This is a genomic window from Allobosea minatitlanensis (assembly GCF_964020775.1).
This window is the reverse complement of record NZ_OZ224509.1, coordinates 738665-752979: the sequence shown is the minus strand read 5'-3', so window position 1 is coordinate 752979 and position 14315 is coordinate 738665. Positions and strand designations below refer to the sequence as shown.

General features: G+C 68.1%; 13 protein-coding genes and 2 pseudogenes. 5 read left to right on the top strand and 10 right to left on the bottom strand.

The genetic code is table 11. From position 1 onward, the window contains the following. Positions 1 to 53: 53 nt before the first annotated feature. A pseudogene (locus ACWH43_RS03515) lies at positions 54 to 197 on the top strand (IS3-like element ISMamg1 family transposase); the annotation flags it as partial. Here the strand turns inward: ACWH43_RS03515 and ACWH43_RS03510 are convergent. The 5 genes and pseudogenes from ACWH43_RS03510 to ACWH43_RS03490 form a co-directional block, all read right to left on the bottom strand. After that, a pseudogene (locus ACWH43_RS03510) lies at positions 184 to 408 on the bottom strand (transposase); the annotation flags it as partial. The pseudogenes ACWH43_RS03515 and ACWH43_RS03510 sit on opposite strands and share 14 nt — an antisense overlap. 177 nt (positions 409 to 585) lie before the next feature. Continuing rightward, a complete protein-coding gene (locus ACWH43_RS03505; protein WP_158445945.1) occupies positions 586 to 2334 on the bottom strand; it encodes an amidohydrolase in 1749 nt (582 codons plus the stop codon). Between the two features lie 520 nt (positions 2335 to 2854). Next, a complete protein-coding gene (locus ACWH43_RS03500) occupies positions 2855 to 3094 on the bottom strand; it encodes a hypothetical protein (protein WP_158445944.1) in 240 nt (79 codons plus the stop codon). Between the two features lie 188 nt (positions 3095 to 3282). Next, entirely contained in the window at positions 3283 to 3564 is a 282-nt protein-coding gene (locus ACWH43_RS03495; RefSeq protein WP_158445943.1) for a hypothetical protein, read from the bottom strand. Between the two features lie 208 nt (positions 3565 to 3772). Then, positions 3773 to 4690: an NAD(P)-dependent oxidoreductase gene (locus tag ACWH43_RS03490; protein ID WP_158445942.1), complete on the bottom strand. Its 918-nt coding sequence runs from the start codon at positions 4688 to 4690 to the stop codon at positions 3773 to 3775. 101 nt (positions 4691 to 4791) lie between these two features. On the opposite strand from ACWH43_RS03490, the gene ACWH43_RS03485 reads away from it, so the two are divergent. Further along, on the top strand, positions 4792 to 5850 hold the full coding sequence (locus tag ACWH43_RS03485) for a LacI family DNA-binding transcriptional regulator (RefSeq protein WP_158445941.1): 1059 nt from the start codon (positions 4792 to 4794) through the stop codon (positions 5848 to 5850). Positions 5851 to 5854: 4 nt separating this feature from the next. Here the strand turns inward: ACWH43_RS03485 and ACWH43_RS03480 are convergent, their stop codons facing one another. From ACWH43_RS03480 to ACWH43_RS03460, 5 genes are all read right to left on the bottom strand, one after another. Further along, positions 5855 to 6760 (bottom strand): NAD(P)-dependent oxidoreductase, encoded by a 906-nt coding sequence (locus ACWH43_RS03480; protein ID WP_158445940.1) that lies wholly within the window; start codon positions 6758 to 6760, stop codon positions 5855 to 5857. 99 nt (positions 6761 to 6859) lie between these two features. Beyond that, complete coding sequence (locus tag ACWH43_RS03475) at positions 6860 to 7762, bottom strand: carbohydrate ABC transporter permease (RefSeq protein ID WP_158445939.1); 903 nt, start codon at positions 7760 to 7762, stop codon at positions 6860 to 6862. Further along, positions 7755 to 8711, bottom strand: coding sequence for a carbohydrate ABC transporter permease (locus ACWH43_RS03470; protein ID WP_158445938.1), 957 nt, complete (start codon positions 8709 to 8711; stop codon positions 7755 to 7757). Before ACWH43_RS03470 ends, ACWH43_RS03475 begins: the two co-directional genes overlap by 8 nt. 83 nt (positions 8712 to 8794) lie before the next feature. Next, positions 8795 to 10099, bottom strand: coding sequence for an ABC transporter substrate-binding protein (locus tag ACWH43_RS03465; RefSeq protein ID WP_375797015.1), 1305 nt, complete (start codon positions 10097 to 10099; stop codon positions 8795 to 8797). Between the two features lie 113 nt (positions 10100 to 10212). Continuing rightward, the gene (locus ACWH43_RS03460; RefSeq protein WP_158445937.1) at positions 10213 to 11280 is read right to left on the bottom strand and encodes an ABC transporter ATP-binding protein; all 1068 of its coding nucleotides are present in this window, start codon (positions 11278 to 11280) and stop codon (positions 10213 to 10215) included. A gap of 240 nt (positions 11281 to 11520) precedes the next feature. On the opposite strand from ACWH43_RS03460, the gene ACWH43_RS03455 reads away from it, so the two are divergent. From ACWH43_RS03455 to ACWH43_RS03445, 3 genes are all read left to right on the top strand, one after another. Next, positions 11521 to 12288, top strand: coding sequence for a FadR/GntR family transcriptional regulator (locus tag ACWH43_RS03455; protein ID WP_377785410.1), 768 nt, complete (start codon positions 11521 to 11523; stop codon positions 12286 to 12288). Positions 12289 to 12418: 130 nt separating this feature from the next. Then, positions 12419 to 13393, top strand: coding sequence for a 2-hydroxyacid dehydrogenase (locus ACWH43_RS03450; RefSeq protein WP_158445935.1), 975 nt, complete (start codon positions 12419 to 12421; stop codon positions 13391 to 13393). Then, positions 13378 to 14190, top strand: coding sequence for an AprI/Inh family metalloprotease inhibitor (locus ACWH43_RS03445; RefSeq protein ID WP_158447977.1), 813 nt, complete (start codon positions 13378 to 13380; stop codon positions 14188 to 14190). Before ACWH43_RS03450 ends, ACWH43_RS03445 begins: the two co-directional genes overlap by 16 nt. Positions 14191 to 14315: the final 125 nt, after the last annotated feature.

Sequence of the window (14315 nt, the reverse complement as noted above, 5' to 3'; positions counted from 1 at the left end):
TTACAGAACCGTTATCTCCAGTTGTTCTGCGGTGAAGGTGCCTGATCCGGGCCAACGCACACTGGAGCCTTGATTTTCTGTCCAATACAATCTCGGACGGTCGCCGCTTCAGGGTGCTCGCCATCGTCGACGACTACACGCGCGAGTGCCTGGCGCTCGTCGTCGACACCTCGCTCTCGGGCCTGCGCGAGCGGCGTAGATGCTCTGCCAGATGCCCTTCCGGGACCAGCAATTGAAGCGGTTGTAGACTGTCGTAGAGGGGCCGTACTCCGCCGGGCAATCGCACCAGCGGCAGCCGCACCGAAGCACATGCACGATCCCGCTCAGGATACGCCGGTCATCGACCCGAGGCGGGCTGCCATAATGCGGCAGCAACGGCTCGATCTTCGACCACTGCTCGTCAACCAGAACAGCCGGCTCATGGAACTCTCCTCCCCATGACCCAAGTGAATCACAATCAATCCGTTGAGTTTAGACCTTAGCGAAGAGTATGATCTATCTCATTGCTGGTGCATCGGCCCAGAAAGCGGAACGCGGGTTTCCGGAAAGGCCATGGGGCGCGGATGGAACACAGAAAACAAGCCTTCATTCGGCGCTGTAGACCTTTTCGCCTCCAAAGAAGGTCTCCAGCACTTTCGTGTTCTGCAAAGCCTCGACATCGACGGCGAGCACGTCGCGATCCACGACGATGAAGTCGGCCCGCTTGCCTTCGGCCAGGGTGCCGATCTCCCGCTCCAGGCCGATCGCCTGCGCCGCATGGCGCGTATAGGCCAGCAGCATGTCGGTGCGGTCCATGCGTTCCGCCTCGTTCAGTCCTCCGTCCGGCCCGCTGCGCGTCATGGCGTGATGCATGGCCTCCCAGGGATTGGCCGTCGAGATCGGCCAGTCGCTGGCTCCCGCGATCACCGCGCCGCTGCGCTGCAGGGATCTGGCGGGATACTGGCCCCTGAATTCGGTCTCGCCGATATAGGGCTTCACCAGCTCGGTCAGGTAATTGTCCATCTGCGCCCAGTGCAATTGCATGACGGCGATGACGCCGAGCTGCGCAAATCGCGGATAATCCCCGGGATCGACGAGCTGGAGATGGGTGATCGAATGACGCACCCCGCTGTCGCGCCGGCCTCGCGCCGCCGCGAAGGCATCCAGGGATTCCCGCACCGCACGGTCGCCCAGCGCGTGGATATGGACCAGCCAGCCCCGTGCGTCGGCGGCGTCCACCAGTCCGCGCAGAACCTGCCGCTCCAGGAGCATTTCTCCCTGTTTCCCCGAATTGGTGTAATGCCCCAGCAGCGCCGCGCTTTGCGCCGGATATTCCAGCACGCCATCGGCGAATATCTTGATGCCGGGGAGTGTGAGGTTCGGGATGCCGAGGAACGCCCGCCGCACGCTTTCCAGACGGTCGAGGTCGGCGGCATCGCCCTGCGGACTCGCCACCAGCAGCGCCGCGACATGCGCGGTCAGCGCATTCGCGCCGGCCAGCGCGCGGTAGGCCGGGAGCACGCCGGTGCCGAGGCTCCCTGGCGGCCGGGAGAACAGCGCCTCGCCGGGGCCGGCATTGGCCGCCGCGTCCATCCAGGCGGTGATGCCATAGCCGTTATTCGTCTTCACCGCGATCCTGCCGGCTTCGAGCAGGGTCTTCTCGTCGGGTTTCGGGAGATGCACGCTGACCAGATCGAGCCCGGCATCGACGAGGATGCCGTTCGGCTCACCGTCCTCCCTCGCCCCCACCATATGCCTGCGCGCTTCGGGCAGGGCCAGGACATACCGCCGGTCGATCCCCGCCCTGGCGAGCATGGCGCCGTTGGCCCAGGCGGTGTGATAGTCCGACCCCATCAGCAGCAGCGGCCGGGCGGCCCATTCGCCCGAATCGAACAGCGCGGCCAGGGCGGCGGGATCATCCCATGTGCCAGAATTCACGCCGAAGACGACCAGGGGGGCATTCCCGTCCCGGCGCTCCTCCGCAGCCCAGGATCGCACGCGGCGCTTCAGCTCGTCCTTCGTGATCTCGGCGTCCTCAAGATTGGGCGCCAAGGCGGCGAGCCCCCCGAAAATCGCGTGGGAATGCGCATCGATCAGGCCCGGCAGCACCCGCCTTCCGGCCAGGTCGACGATCTCGGTGGCGGGCGTTCTCCTGGCCAGGATATCGGCGCGAGACCCGATCGCGAGGATGCGCCCCTCGCTGACGGCAAACGCTTCGGCCGAAGGCCGGGCCTCGTCGGCAGTGAAGATCTCGGCATTGAGGAAGATGCGCTCGGGAGCCTTCTGCGCCGTCGATACGGAGGCCGACATCACGATCCCCAGCGCCGCCACCATCCATGATCTGAAGATAAACATGCGGGAATCTTGTCTCTGAACGATGGGCCCGAAAATCGATTCGGGCCGAACCTAGCACGGCGACGGCCGGACCTTCCCCTCTTGAATGGCAGAGGCGGCATTCGCGCGCGAGCCTCCGGCGACCCGCATCGAGCGCGGGCCAAAGACGGTCGACGCCATCGGCAGGTTTCGGGACCCGCTCATCCTGTGGTTTGCCGGAGCATGGGGCCAGCGTTGCGAAGGCCATGCAGGAATCAAGCGGCGCCGACACCATTATGCCCTGCCTCTCGGCGCCAGCCTTCGGAACTCGTCCTCAGGCCACGACGCTTCCCTGCAGCCGTACCTGCTCGACCGCGGGAATGCCGTCCTCCAACCAGTAGGCCGCGGCGGCTCGCGACATGGCCGCGCCGTCATGTCTCAAGGAGTTGAGCGAGAGCCTGCTCCGGACCTTCCATCGCTTCACCGGAATTTCGTGCAGCGGCCCACCACCCTCGGGGATCGCCTACCCATCCCGGAAACGATCGCCGGACGCAAGGCGGCCTCACGCCGGGCCTTGAAACGGCAGGACGGAGCCTTCGCCCGCCCGCGGCACGCCGGCGAGCCGGGCCGGAACGGGCGCCGAGGTCTTCCGCTCCTCGTCGCCGCCGCTGCCCGCAATCTCCTCCTTCGGCACGAGCTTCGGCTTCGGAAAGCGCCCTTCCCTTTCCTTGCGGCGCCGGGCCTGCTCGCGCTTCGACGTCGCCCGGCGCATCGCCTGGGACAGCCGGTGGAGCCGCTTCATCGCGCAGACCTCCGGGCTCCGCGGCGCGCGCCGCATCTCCCCCAGGGCTGCCGATGGCTCCGATCCGAACCGGATTGTTTCATTTCGGCGCGTTCCTCGCGGCGTTCGGCCGAGAGGATCAATAAGCGCGCCAATCCGCGCGGGCCGGTCAGGGAAAGCCGGCGTGGCCTCCAGGCCGGCGCCGCCTCTCAGGGGCGATCGCGCCGGGTTTCCTTGCCGCCCGCCTCGGGGGCCGCCAGGCCGTGCTCCAGCACGAGCGCCATGATCTGCCGGGCAACGCTTTCGGGAACGGTGACGTCGAGCGCCAGCCGCACCAGATCGGGGCCGCTGCGCTGGACGAAGAGCTCGAAATCGCTGCGGGCGGCCGCCCGCCGTCGCCGCGGCCAGCCGCGCGAGATCAGCAGCGAATCCAGCCGCTTGCCGAATTCGCTCAGCTCGAGATCGAGACCGGCCTCGTCCAATGCATCCATCTTCAAACCGTCTGCCAAATCGCGAGACAGCCCTTGAAACGGCGCATCCGCTTAAGAAAGGACGTCGGGAATCCTTAAAATGCGAGCGACCGCCCCCGCCTTCCACAGGCCCTGCATGATCCTCTCCGCGGCCGGAGCGGGCGAGTGGCGCCCGTCCGCGCGGATGGCGGCCGGCCCGCCCTGCCGCCGCCCGGCGCGTCGGGAGGGATCAGCCCTTCCCGGCCAGCGAGACGCCGTTGAGCCCGGCGATCCAGTCCGAGATCATCGGCACATAGTCCCCGCCCCGGCCGCTGGCGACGGCGGTGGCGTAGCTGTTCTTCACCGCGTTGCCGATCGGGTTGGCGACGCCGGCGGCATTGGCGACGCCTTCCAGATAGCGCACGTCCTTGAGCGCGTTGACGAGCGTGAACTTGTGCGCGTCGCGGTCGCGTTCCAGCACGTATTGCATGAAGGTCTGGTAGAAGCCGCAATCCATCCGGCTGCCGCGGATGACGCTGTCGAAGGTCTGCGGCGTGATGCCGATCTTCTGGCCCAGCGTCAGCGCCTCGGCATAGATCGCCGCATAGCCCATCGACAGGAAGTTGTTGATCAGCTTCATCTTGTGGCCGTCGCCGACCGGGCCGAGATGCACGATCTTCTGCGCCCAGGCCTCGCAGGCCGGCCTGATCCGCGCGAACACCTCGGGCGAGGCGCCGATCATCGCCGAGAGCTGGCCCAGCGCGGCTTGCGCCGGCGTGCCGCCGAGCGGCGCGTCGGCGAGGTGCAGCCCCGCCTCCTCGAGCTCCGCCGCGAGCCGGACGGTGACGGTCGGGTCCGAGGTCGAGCAGTCGACGACGACCGTGCCCGGCCGCGCTCCGGCGACGATGCCGTTCTCGCCCTTCAGCACCTCCTCGACCTGCGCCGAGCCGGTGACGCAGAGGAAGATGATGCTGGAGCGCCGCGCCAGATCGGCCGGGGTCCTGGCCTCGACGGCGCCGGCCGCGACCAGCTCCTCGACCGGCTTGCGGTTGCGGTGCCCCATCACCGTCAGCGGAAAGCCTTTCGCGACGAGATTGGCGGCCATGCCCTGGCCCATGAATCCGACGCCGATGAAGCCGATCGATTCCCTGGCAGCGCTCATTTTCATATTCTCCAGCTTGTCTGTATGACTATGCCAATGGGAGAGTTCTCTCCGGCACGGATGGCTTCAGGACGCATGACGACGCTCGCCCTCGATACGGACCGGCGATGACCGCCGGCGACTCGTCCCCGCCCAGTTCGGCGTCTGCCGTCGGCCGCAGCCGCGTCACCCTTCAGATCATCGCCGACCGCCTGTCCGTCTCGACCGCGACGGTTTCGCTGGCCCTGCGCGATTCCCCGCTGGTGGCGGAGGCGACGCGCCAGAGGGTGCGCGAGATCGCGCGGGAAATGGGCTACAGCTACAACCGCAGCGCCGCCGCCCTGCGCACCGACCGCACCAACATCATCGGCGTCGGCTTCCACGACATCACCAACCCCTATTTCGCCGAGCTTCTCTCGGCGATCGAGGCGACCATCGCCGATTTCGGCCGCTCGCTGCTGCTCGGCACCTATGCCGAGGATCTGCAGCGGCAGGAGCGCGTGCTGAACTCGCTGGCCGAATACAGGCCCGACGGCATGATCCTCTGCCCGGCCGGCGGCAGCACGGCCGAGAGCCTGCGCCATCTCGTGGCGACCGGCATCCCCATCGTCCAGCTCTCGCGCGAGATTCCCGAGCTCGGCCTCGACTTCGTCGGCTCCGACGACCGCCACGGCATCCTGCAGGCGATGGAGCACCTGATCGGGCTCGGCCACCGGCGCATCGCCTTCCTCTGCGCCAATGAGGGCATCTCGACCGGGCGCAACCGCTACCATGCCTATCGCGAGGCGCTGGCCCGGCACGGCCTGCCGATCGACCCGGCGCTGATCTATTTCTCCTACGGCACGCGCGAGAACGGGCTCAAGGGCATCCAGCAGGTGCTCGACGCGGCCGAGCCGCCGACCGCGGCCGTCTGCATGAACGACCTCGCCGCCTTCGGCGCCATGCTCGGCCTGCGCCATCGCGGGCGCGAGGCCGGCACCGACTTCGCGCTGATCGGCTGCGACGACGTCAAGGAGGCGGCGCAATGGTATCCGGCGCTGACCACCATCCACAATTTCCAGAACCGGATGGGCGCGAAATCGGCCGAGTTCCTGCTCCAGCGCATCGCCGAGCCGGCCGCGCCGCAGAAGCGGCTGCTGCTGACGCCCGAACTGGTGCTGCGCGGGACGACCTGCCCGCCCCGCTGACCCGCTAGGCATCGTTCGCGGGCCTGGCGTTGAGGGCGCGATAGGCGCGCACCACCTGGGAATCGTCGCGCGCGCCATGGCCCAATCCCGAGGCGGCGAGGAACATCTGATGCGCCGCCGCCGCCAGCGGCAGGGCCGCCCTGGCGGCCCGCCCGGCATCGAGCACGATGCCGAGATCCTTGACGAAGATGTCGACGGCGCTGGCCACCGCCGGGTCCGGCTCCTGCATGCGCGGCCCGCGATCCTTCAGCATCCAGGACGAGGCGGCCGAGCCGCCCATGATCTCGAACAGCAGGCGCCCGTCGATGCCGGCCTTCTCGGCCAGCGACAGCGCCTCGGCGGCCACCGCGATATGGACGCCGGCCAGGAGCTGGTTGACGGTCTTCACCGTCGCACCCTGCCCCGGCTTCTCGCCGACATGGAAGACCTTGTCGCCGAGCGCGTCGAGCACCGGCTTCGCCCGCGCGAAGCTCACGGCCGGCGCGCCGACCATGATGGTCAGCGTCCCGCCGCGCGCGCCGTTGACGCCGCCGGAGACCGGCGCATCGACGAAATGCCGCCCCGTCCGCGTCACCTCGGCGGCGATGGCCTCGGCCTCGTCCGGCGGGCAGGTCGCCATCAGGATCACCGTCGCGCCGGGCGCCAAAGCCGCGAGCGCCCCGGCCTCGAACAGCACGGCACGCGCCTGCGCCGCGTTGACCACCATCAGCAGCAGGGCATCGGCGCCGGCCGCCGCCTCGGCCGCGCTGGCGGCGGCCGCGCCCCCTGCCGCCACGAGCGCCTCGCGCGCGGCCTCGCGCATGTCGAAGCCGGTGACGCGGAACTGCCGCCTGACAAGGTTCCCGGCCATCGGCGCGCCCATCGCGCCGAGGCCGATGAAGGCGATGGTGGAGATCGGACGGTCAGGCATCTGTCGGCGGCTTTCGCAGGAACGCGTGCCGGGCCCGCGGCGCGGCACGCCGGAAGTGCAGGCAGACGGCGCCGAGAAGCCGGCGCCGCCGCTGCGGCGTCACTCCTTCACCGCGCCCGTCAGCGAGGCGACGTAGTAGTCGACGAAGAAGGAGTAGAGGATCGCCACCGGGATCGAGCCCAGCAGCGCGCCCGCCATCAGCGAGCCCCAATGGTAGACGTCGCCCTCGACGAGCTGGGTCAGCACCGCGACCGGCACCGTCTTCTTCTCGGCCGACTGGATGAAGGCGAGCGCATAGATGAACTCGTTCCAGGACAGGGTGAAGGCGAAGATGCCGGCCGAGATCAGCCCCGGCATGGCCAGCGGCAGGGTGATGCGCCACAGGGTCTGCAGCCGCGTCGCCCCGTCCATCATCGCGCATTCCTCGAGCTCGTAGGGGATCGACTTGAAATAGCCGATCAGGAGCCAGGTGCAGAACGGGATCAGGAAGGTCGGATAGGTCAGGATCAGCGCCAGCGGCGAGTCGAACAGCCCGAGCTGGAAGATCAGCGTCGCCAGCGGGATGAACAGGATCGAGGGCGGCACCAGATAGGCGAGATAGATCGCGAGCCCCACATATTGCGAGCCCTTGAACTTCAGGCGCTGGATCGCGTAAGCCGCGAGCACGCTGGCGAAGAGCGACAGCGCCGTCGCCACTGCCGCGACCATCATCGTCGTCCAAAGCCATTGCGGATAGTCGGTCTGGAACAGCAGCTTGTTGATGTTCTCCAGCGTCGGCGACTTCACCCAGAACGGGTTGTTGTTCTTGTAGTCGAGCAGTTCCCCGTTCGGTTTGATCGCGGTGATCGCCATCCAGTAGAACGGGAACAGCAGCACCAGGACGAAGATCGACAGCGGCAGATAGAGCGTGACGAAGCGCCGGGGGCCGGACGACCAGTCGATGACGCCGGTGCTTTCCTTGTCCGTCAGATGCGGGCGCTGGCTCAGGGTCTGATCAGTCATTGTCTTCCCCCTGCTGCCACTTGCGCCGGGCCAGGCCGAAATAGCTGAACAGCGTCGCCAGCACGAGGAACGGGATCATCGCCACCGCGATCGCCGCGCCCTCGCCGAGCTGGCCGCCGGGAATGCCGCGCTGGAAGGCGAGCGTCGCCATCAGATGCGTGGCATTGACCGGCCCGCCGCGGGTGATGGCGTAGACGAGCTGGAAATCGGTGAAGGTGAACAGCACCGAGAAGGTCAGCACCACCGCCAGGATCGGCATCAGCATCGGCAGCGTGACGTGCCGGAAGCGCTGCCAGGCATTGGCCCCGTCCAGCATCGCCGCCTCGTAGAGCGAGGGCGAGATCGTCTGGAGACCGGCGAGCAGGCTGATCGCGACGAAGGGGATGCCGCGCCAGATATTGGCCGCGATCAGCGACCAGCGCGCCGGCCAGGCCTGGCCGAGGAAGTCGATGTAGGTATCGCGCCAGCCGAGCACGTCGACGAGGACATAGGAGATGATCGAGAACTGCGGATCGTAGATCCACCAGAAGGCGATGGCGGAGAGCACGGTCGGCACGATCCAGGGAACCAGGATGATCGCCCGGAGCAGCGACTTGAAGGGCAGATGGTTGTTGAGCAGCAGCGCCAGCCACAGGCCGAGCGCGAACTTCCCGGCCGTCGCCACCCCCGTATAGAGCAGCGTGTTCCAGACCGAGGTGATGAACACCCGGTCGTACCAGAGCGACTCGAAATTCTCGAAGCCGATGAAATGCCCGACCCGGCCGATGCGGGTGTCGGTGAAGGCGAGCCAGATGCCGAGCCCCAGCGGATAGCTGAGGAAGACCAGCAGGAAGCCGGCCGCGGGCAGCAGGCAGAGGAAGATCAGGAAAGGCTTATAGTCGAACAGACGCACCAGCCAGCTTTGCTGCAGGCTGTGGACGGTTCGCGATTCGGCGGCAGCAACGGCCATGGCGCCCTCGCGTTCGGATCGGCAATGTTCGGCCGCCGGACCTGCCGGCGGCCGGATGTTTCCGCGTCAATGCCGGGCGGGCATCAGCTCTTGTAGTAGCGCTTGGCCCGGCGCTCGGCCTCGGCGGCGGCCTCCTCCGGCGTGGCCTGGCCGGCGCAGACGGAGGCCACCATCTGCACGGTCACATATTCGGCGTTGACCGTGCCGGCCGCCTCGTTGATCGAGCCCTTGTAGCCGCTCCAGAGCGCGCGCTCCCAGGTGTCGCGATAGATCGTGATCTTGGGATCGCTCGACCAGACCTTGCTGTCGGCATAGCCCTTGAGCGGCTGCGCCCAGTAGCCGGAGCTGCCGGTCAGCCACTTGTCGTAGTTCTCGCGCTCCATCATGAAGCGGAGATAGGCCTTGGCAGCGTTCGGGAACTTGGTGTGCTTGAACGCCATGGCGTTGATGATCAGCGCCGGCTCCGAGGGCCGCCCGAGCGGGCCGATCGGCATGGTGGCGTGGTTGAGGTCCTTGCCGATCGCCGCCGTCTTCTCGTCCTTGGAGTTCTTGATCGAGAAATAGAGCGAGACGCCATTCTGGGTGACGCTGATTTCGCCGGCCGTCAGCGCCTTGTTGTTGCTGATGTCGAGCCAGGACAGCGTGCCCGGGATGAAGGTCTCGTAGAGCGCCTTGCCGTATTTCAGCGCCTCGATCGTCTCCTTCGAGTTGATCGCGACCTTGTTGTTCTCATCGACCATGTAGCCGCCATGGGTCCAGACGAGCCAGTTGCAATAGGCGTTGCCGTCGCCAACGGCGTTGCCCAGCGCGAAGCCGGCCGGGTGGCCCTGCTCCTTGAGCTTGCGGCAGAGCTTGAGGAAACCGTCGAGATCCTTCGGGAAGCTGTCGAACCCGGCTTCCTTGACGTGGGATTCGCGGTAGACGGCCGGCGCGCCGGAGGCGCCCATCGGGATCGAAACCCACTGGTTGGTCTTGTCTTTCTTGCCGTATTTCTCGGCGATCGGATACCAGCCGCCATTGTTCTTGCCGAGGTCCTCGGCGAGGTCGGTCAGGTCGATCAGCTTGTCCGAGAAGATGTGCGGATCGTCGGCCCAGCCGACGACGACATCGGGGCCGGCGCCGGTATTGGCGGTGACCGCCGTCTGCGGGCGCAGATCCTCCCAGCCGGCATAGTCGACCTTGACCTGCACGCCGGTCGCCTTGGTGAAGGCGGCGGTGTTCTCGTCGAAGATCTGCTGGTCGAGCTCGACGAACTTGGTCGGGCGCAGCACGCGCAGCGTCGCGCCCTTCTCGATATTGGCCTGCGCGAACGCCGGCGCGAGCGGCATGGCAGCCCCGGCGGCCAGCCCGGCACCGCCGATCAATACGTCGCGTCTGGAAATACCCATGGTCACCATCTCCTCCGTAAAAGCCGCGCGGGCCTGCTTCGGGCCCCCGTCACGCATGGTCATCGCCGCAGATATGGCGCCGCCGGCAGCCTCTTGCCGGCGGGCGCCGCCGTTCAGAGACGCTTTCCGGTGGCCGCGTCGAAGAGATGGGTCACGCCGGTATCGGGCGCGATGCCGATGCTCTCGCCGGGCTGGGCCGTGATGCGCTCGCGGAAGACGCAGGTCAGCTCCTGGCCGCCGCAGCGCACCACCACCTGCGTTTCCGAGCCCGTCGGCTCGATCACCGCCACCTCCGCCTGGATGCCGTTCGGGTCGAGCCGGACATGCTCGGGCCGGATCCCGTAGACCGCGGCCTTGCCCTCGCTCCCCGCCGGACGCTGGCCGATCGGCCAGACCAGCGGCGCGCCGCCCTTCGGGTTCTCCGCCTCGAAGCCCGCCGCCGTGATCGTCCCCTTCAGCAGGTTCATCGACGGCGAGCCGATGAAGGCCGCCACGAACAGGTTCGCCGGATTGTCGTAGAGATCGAGCGGCGCCCCCATCTGCTCGACGATGCCGTCATGCATCACCACGATCTTGTCGGCCATCGTCATCGCCTCGATCTGGTCGTGCGTGACATAGACCGTCGTCGTCTTCAGCCGCTGGTGCAGCTCCTTGATCTCGGTGCGCATCTGCACCCGCAGCTTGGCGTCGAGATTGGACAGGGGCTCGTCGAAGAGGAACACCTGCGGATCGCGCACGATCGCCCGGCCCATCGCCACGCGCTGGCGCTGGCCGCCCGAGAGCTGGCGCGGATAGCGCTCCAGCAGATTGGTCAGCCCGAGGATCTGCGCCGCCTTGCCGACCCGCTCGTCGATCTCGCTCTTCGGCGCCTTCCTGAGCTTCATCGAGAAGGCCATGTTGTCGGCCACCGTCATATGGGGATAGAGCGCGTAGTTCTGGAACACCATGGCGATGTCGCGCTCCTTCGGCGGAACGTCGTTCACCACCTTCGGCCCGATCCGGATCTCCCCGCCCGAGATGTTCTCCAGTCCCGCGATCATCCGCAGCAGCGTCGACTTCCCGCAACCGGACGGGCCGACCAGGATCACGAACTCGCCGTCGTCGATGTCGATGTCGACGCCGTGAATGACCTGCGTCGAACCATAGGCCTTGCGAACATCGGCGATCTGGACAGATGCCATCCTTATCCTCCCTGCGACCGTTCCCCGGATGCGCGCCAAAGCTGCGCGCATGCCGTTCTGATATCGGCTTCTTGTGACCGACTGATGCAGACGAGGCCACGATCCCGGCGGTTGTATCCTCGTGCGTCTGGGATAAAGTCATACGATACCCGGAAGCCTGTCAAGCAGGCGCCACCCCGGGTCAGCGACCGGGGAAGCGCGCAGGTGCCGCAGGGCGAGAGGAAGGGCCGATCCATCAGGGTGCGCGATTTCTCGCGGCCGACGACCCTCAATGCGGACCGCCTCTTCGGCCAGGTCGCCCAGAAGCTGGCGGTCGCGATCATCAGCGGCGAGATCGGCGCCGGGGAGCTGCTGCCGAACGAGGACGCCCTGCGCGCCGACATCTCGGTCTCGCGCACCGCCTTTCGCGAGGCGGTCAAGATCCTCACCGCCAAGGGCCTCGTCGAGGCGCGCCCGAAGAGCGGCACCCGCGCCGCGCCGCGCGAGCGCTGGAACCTGCTCGACCCCGACGTGCTGTCCTGGCATTTCGAGGCCGACCCGAACGAGAAATTCATTCGCGATCTCTTCGAGTTGCGCCGTTTCGTCGAGCCCAGCGTGGCGCGGCTGGCGGCGCAGCGCCGCACCGCCGCCGACATCGCGCGCATCGAGGCGGCCCTGCGCGCGATGACCGAGAACCCGCCCTATTCCGACGCCTGCGTGCGCGGCGACCTCGCTTTCCACGAGGCGATCTTCGCCGCCTCCCAGAACGCGCCGCTGCAATGCCTGGCGAGCGCGGTGATCGCCACGCTGCAATGGTCGATGGTGCTGAAGAAGGGCGAGGAGGAGGCCTTCGCCGACTCCCTCCCCGACCATGAGAACATCCTGCTCGCGATCATCGACCGCGACGGCGACCTCGCCGCGGTCCGCATGACCGGGCTGGTCATCGACAGCTTGAACACGACGCTCGCATCGGTGAATGTCGGCCAAGTCGAGCCCGACAAAATCGCCCGAATAAAGCATACTAAATGATGAGAGCGCCGCTGCCGCGGGGCAGGCCGTTTCAAGGACGGGCTGCCGCGCTATCCTCTGCGGCAACGCCTGAATTCAATCGATTCGCAAAGACCGAATCATCGCAATCACGGATATGGACAGACCCGAGATGACAGCTTCCGACCGCCCCGAGATCGTCATGACCGGCCCGCTGATGGCCTATGCCGCCGATCAGCTCAAGGCCCGCTTCACCGTTCACGAGCTCTGGAACGCCCCGGACGCGGCCGCGCTGCTGCGCGAGGTCTCGGGCCGCGTGCGCGGCGTCGCGGCCGGCGGCGGGCACAGCCATGTCGACGCGGCGCTGTTCGACGCGCTGCCGAAGCTCGAGATCGTCTCCAGCTTCGGCGTCGGCTACGACCATGTCGACGCGGCCGAGGCCGGCCGGCGCGGCCTCGTCGTCACCAACACCCCCGACGTGCTGACCGACGAGGTCGCCGACCTCGCCATCGGCCTGCTGCTCGCGACGGTCCGCCAGCTCCCGCAGGTCGACCGCTATCTGCGCGAGGGCAAGTGGCTGAAGGGCAACTATCCGCTGACCACCTCGCTGCGCGGGCGCAAGGTCGGCATCGTCGGCCTCGGCCGCATCGGCAAGGCGGTCGCGCATCGTCTCGAGGCCTTCGGCGTGCCGGTCTCCTATCACGGCCGCTCGCGCCAGGACGACGTCGCCTATCGCTACTACCCCTCGCTGGTCGAGATGGCCGCCGATGTCGACGTCCTGATCTCGGTCGCGCCGGGCGGGGCCTCGACCCGTCACATCATCAATGCCGAGGTGCTCGAGGCGCTCGGCCGCAACGGCATCCTGGTCAATGTCGGGCGCGGCACGGTGGTCGACGAGAAGGCGCTGATCAGGGCCCTGCAGGACGGCACCATCCTCTCCGCCGGCCTCGACGTCTTCGAGGACGAGCCGCGCGTGCCGGCCGAGCTGATCGCGATCGAGCATGCCGTGCTGCTGCCCCATGTCGGCTCGGCCTCGGTCCATACGCGCGAGGCGATGGGCCAGTTGCTGGTCGACAACCTGGTTTCGTGGTTCGATGGCAAGGGCCCCCTGACACCCGTCTCGGAAACGCCATGGAAAAAGGCCTGACCCGGCGGTTCCTGCCGCTCCTGCTCCTCGCCGCCGGCGCCCTGCCGGCGGCCGCCCAGACGGTGCCGCCGCGCGGCGCCGTCACGGCTCCCGCCCCGGTCCGGCCCTGGCTCGGCGCCTGGGAGCTCGCCCTGGCCGGCGCACCGCGGAGCTGCACCGTCACGCTCGGCGCCGAAGCCGGCGGCGACCGCCGCGCGCTCCGCTTCCCGGCGACCTGCCGGCGCGCCTTGCCCATCCTCGCCACGGCCGCCGCCTGGACGCTCTCCGCCGAGGGCCGGCCGCGCCTCCTCGACGCGCAGGGAAAGGTCCTGATCGAGTTCCGGGCAGGCTCCGCCGAAACCGGCTGGGAGGGCGCGGGCAGCGACGGCAAGACCTACCGCCTTTCCGGAAAGGGGCATCCCCGCATCGCGGCGCGCGCGCCGCAGGAGCCCGCCGACGCGACCGCGGCGGCCGCCCGGCGGCCGACCGCGGTCGATCCGGCGCAGGCGCCGGCCCCGGACGCGCTGCCGGGCCGCTACCGGTTGATGCGCCAGCAGGATCGCGAGGCCTGCCGCCTGCTGCTCTCGGCCCCGGCCGCCGGAACGGCTCCGGGGCAGATGGCGCCGGCCGCCTTCGACGGCGGCTGCCAGGATACCGGGCTCACCATCTTCGACCCCGTCGGCTGGCGCTATGCCGGCGGCCGCCTCGCCCTCGTCGCCCGCCGCGGCCACAGCGTCGAGCTCGTCTTCGAGAACGGCCAGTGGCGCAAGGACCCGGCCGTGGGGGCGCCGCTCCTGATGCGCAAGCTCTCGCCCTGACGCAAATGCGCGCGACGCCGGCGAAGCAGGCCCCGCCGCCGGCATAAACCATCTCTGAAGGAGCCCGCGCTTCGTCGTTGCCGCTGGCTCCGGCCGGGCGCTATGCAGGCAGCGCCCTCGTCGTG

Excerpts from the sequence above, each read along its gene's own strand:
- ACWH43_RS03490 (WP_158445942.1), bottom strand. The coding sequence starts at position 4,690 with ATGAAAATGAGCGCTGCCAGGGAATCGATCGGCTTCATCGGCGTCGGA.
- ACWH43_RS03500 (WP_158445944.1), bottom strand. The coding sequence starts at position 3,094 with ATGAAGCGGCTCCACCGGCTGTCCCAGGCGATGCGCCGGGCGACGTCG.
- ACWH43_RS03480 (WP_158445940.1), bottom strand. The coding sequence starts at position 6,760 with ATGCCTGACCGTCCGATCTCCACCATCGCCTTCATCGGCCTCGGCGCG.
- ACWH43_RS03460 (WP_158445937.1), bottom strand. The coding sequence starts at position 11,280 with ATGGCATCTGTCCAGATCGCCGATGTTCGCAAGGCCTATGGTTCGACG.
- ACWH43_RS03495 (WP_158445943.1), bottom strand. The coding sequence starts at position 3,564 with ATGGATGCATTGGACGAGGCCGGTCTCGATCTCGAGCTGAGCGAATTC.
- ACWH43_RS03445 (WP_158447977.1), top strand. The coding sequence starts at position 13,378 with ATGGAAAAAGGCCTGACCCGGCGGTTCCTGCCGCTCCTGCTCCTCGCC.
- ACWH43_RS03485 (WP_158445941.1), top strand. The coding sequence starts at position 4,792 with ATGACCGCCGGCGACTCGTCCCCGCCCAGTTCGGCGTCTGCCGTCGGC.
- ACWH43_RS03470 (WP_158445938.1), bottom strand. The coding sequence starts at position 8,711 with ATGGCCGTTGCTGCCGCCGAATCGCGAACCGTCCACAGCCTGCAGCAA.
- ACWH43_RS03475 (WP_158445939.1), bottom strand. The coding sequence starts at position 7,762 with ATGACTGATCAGACCCTGAGCCAGCGCCCGCATCTGACGGACAAGGAA.
- ACWH43_RS03450 (WP_158445935.1), top strand. The coding sequence starts at position 12,419 with ATGACAGCTTCCGACCGCCCCGAGATCGTCATGACCGGCCCGCTGATG.
- ACWH43_RS03465 (WP_375797015.1), bottom strand. The coding sequence starts at position 10,099 with ATGGGTATTTCCAGACGCGACGTATTGATCGGCGGTGCCGGGCTGGCC.
- ACWH43_RS03505 (WP_158445945.1), bottom strand. The coding sequence starts at position 2,334 with ATGTTTATCTTCAGATCATGGATGGTGGCGGCGCTGGGGATCGTGATG.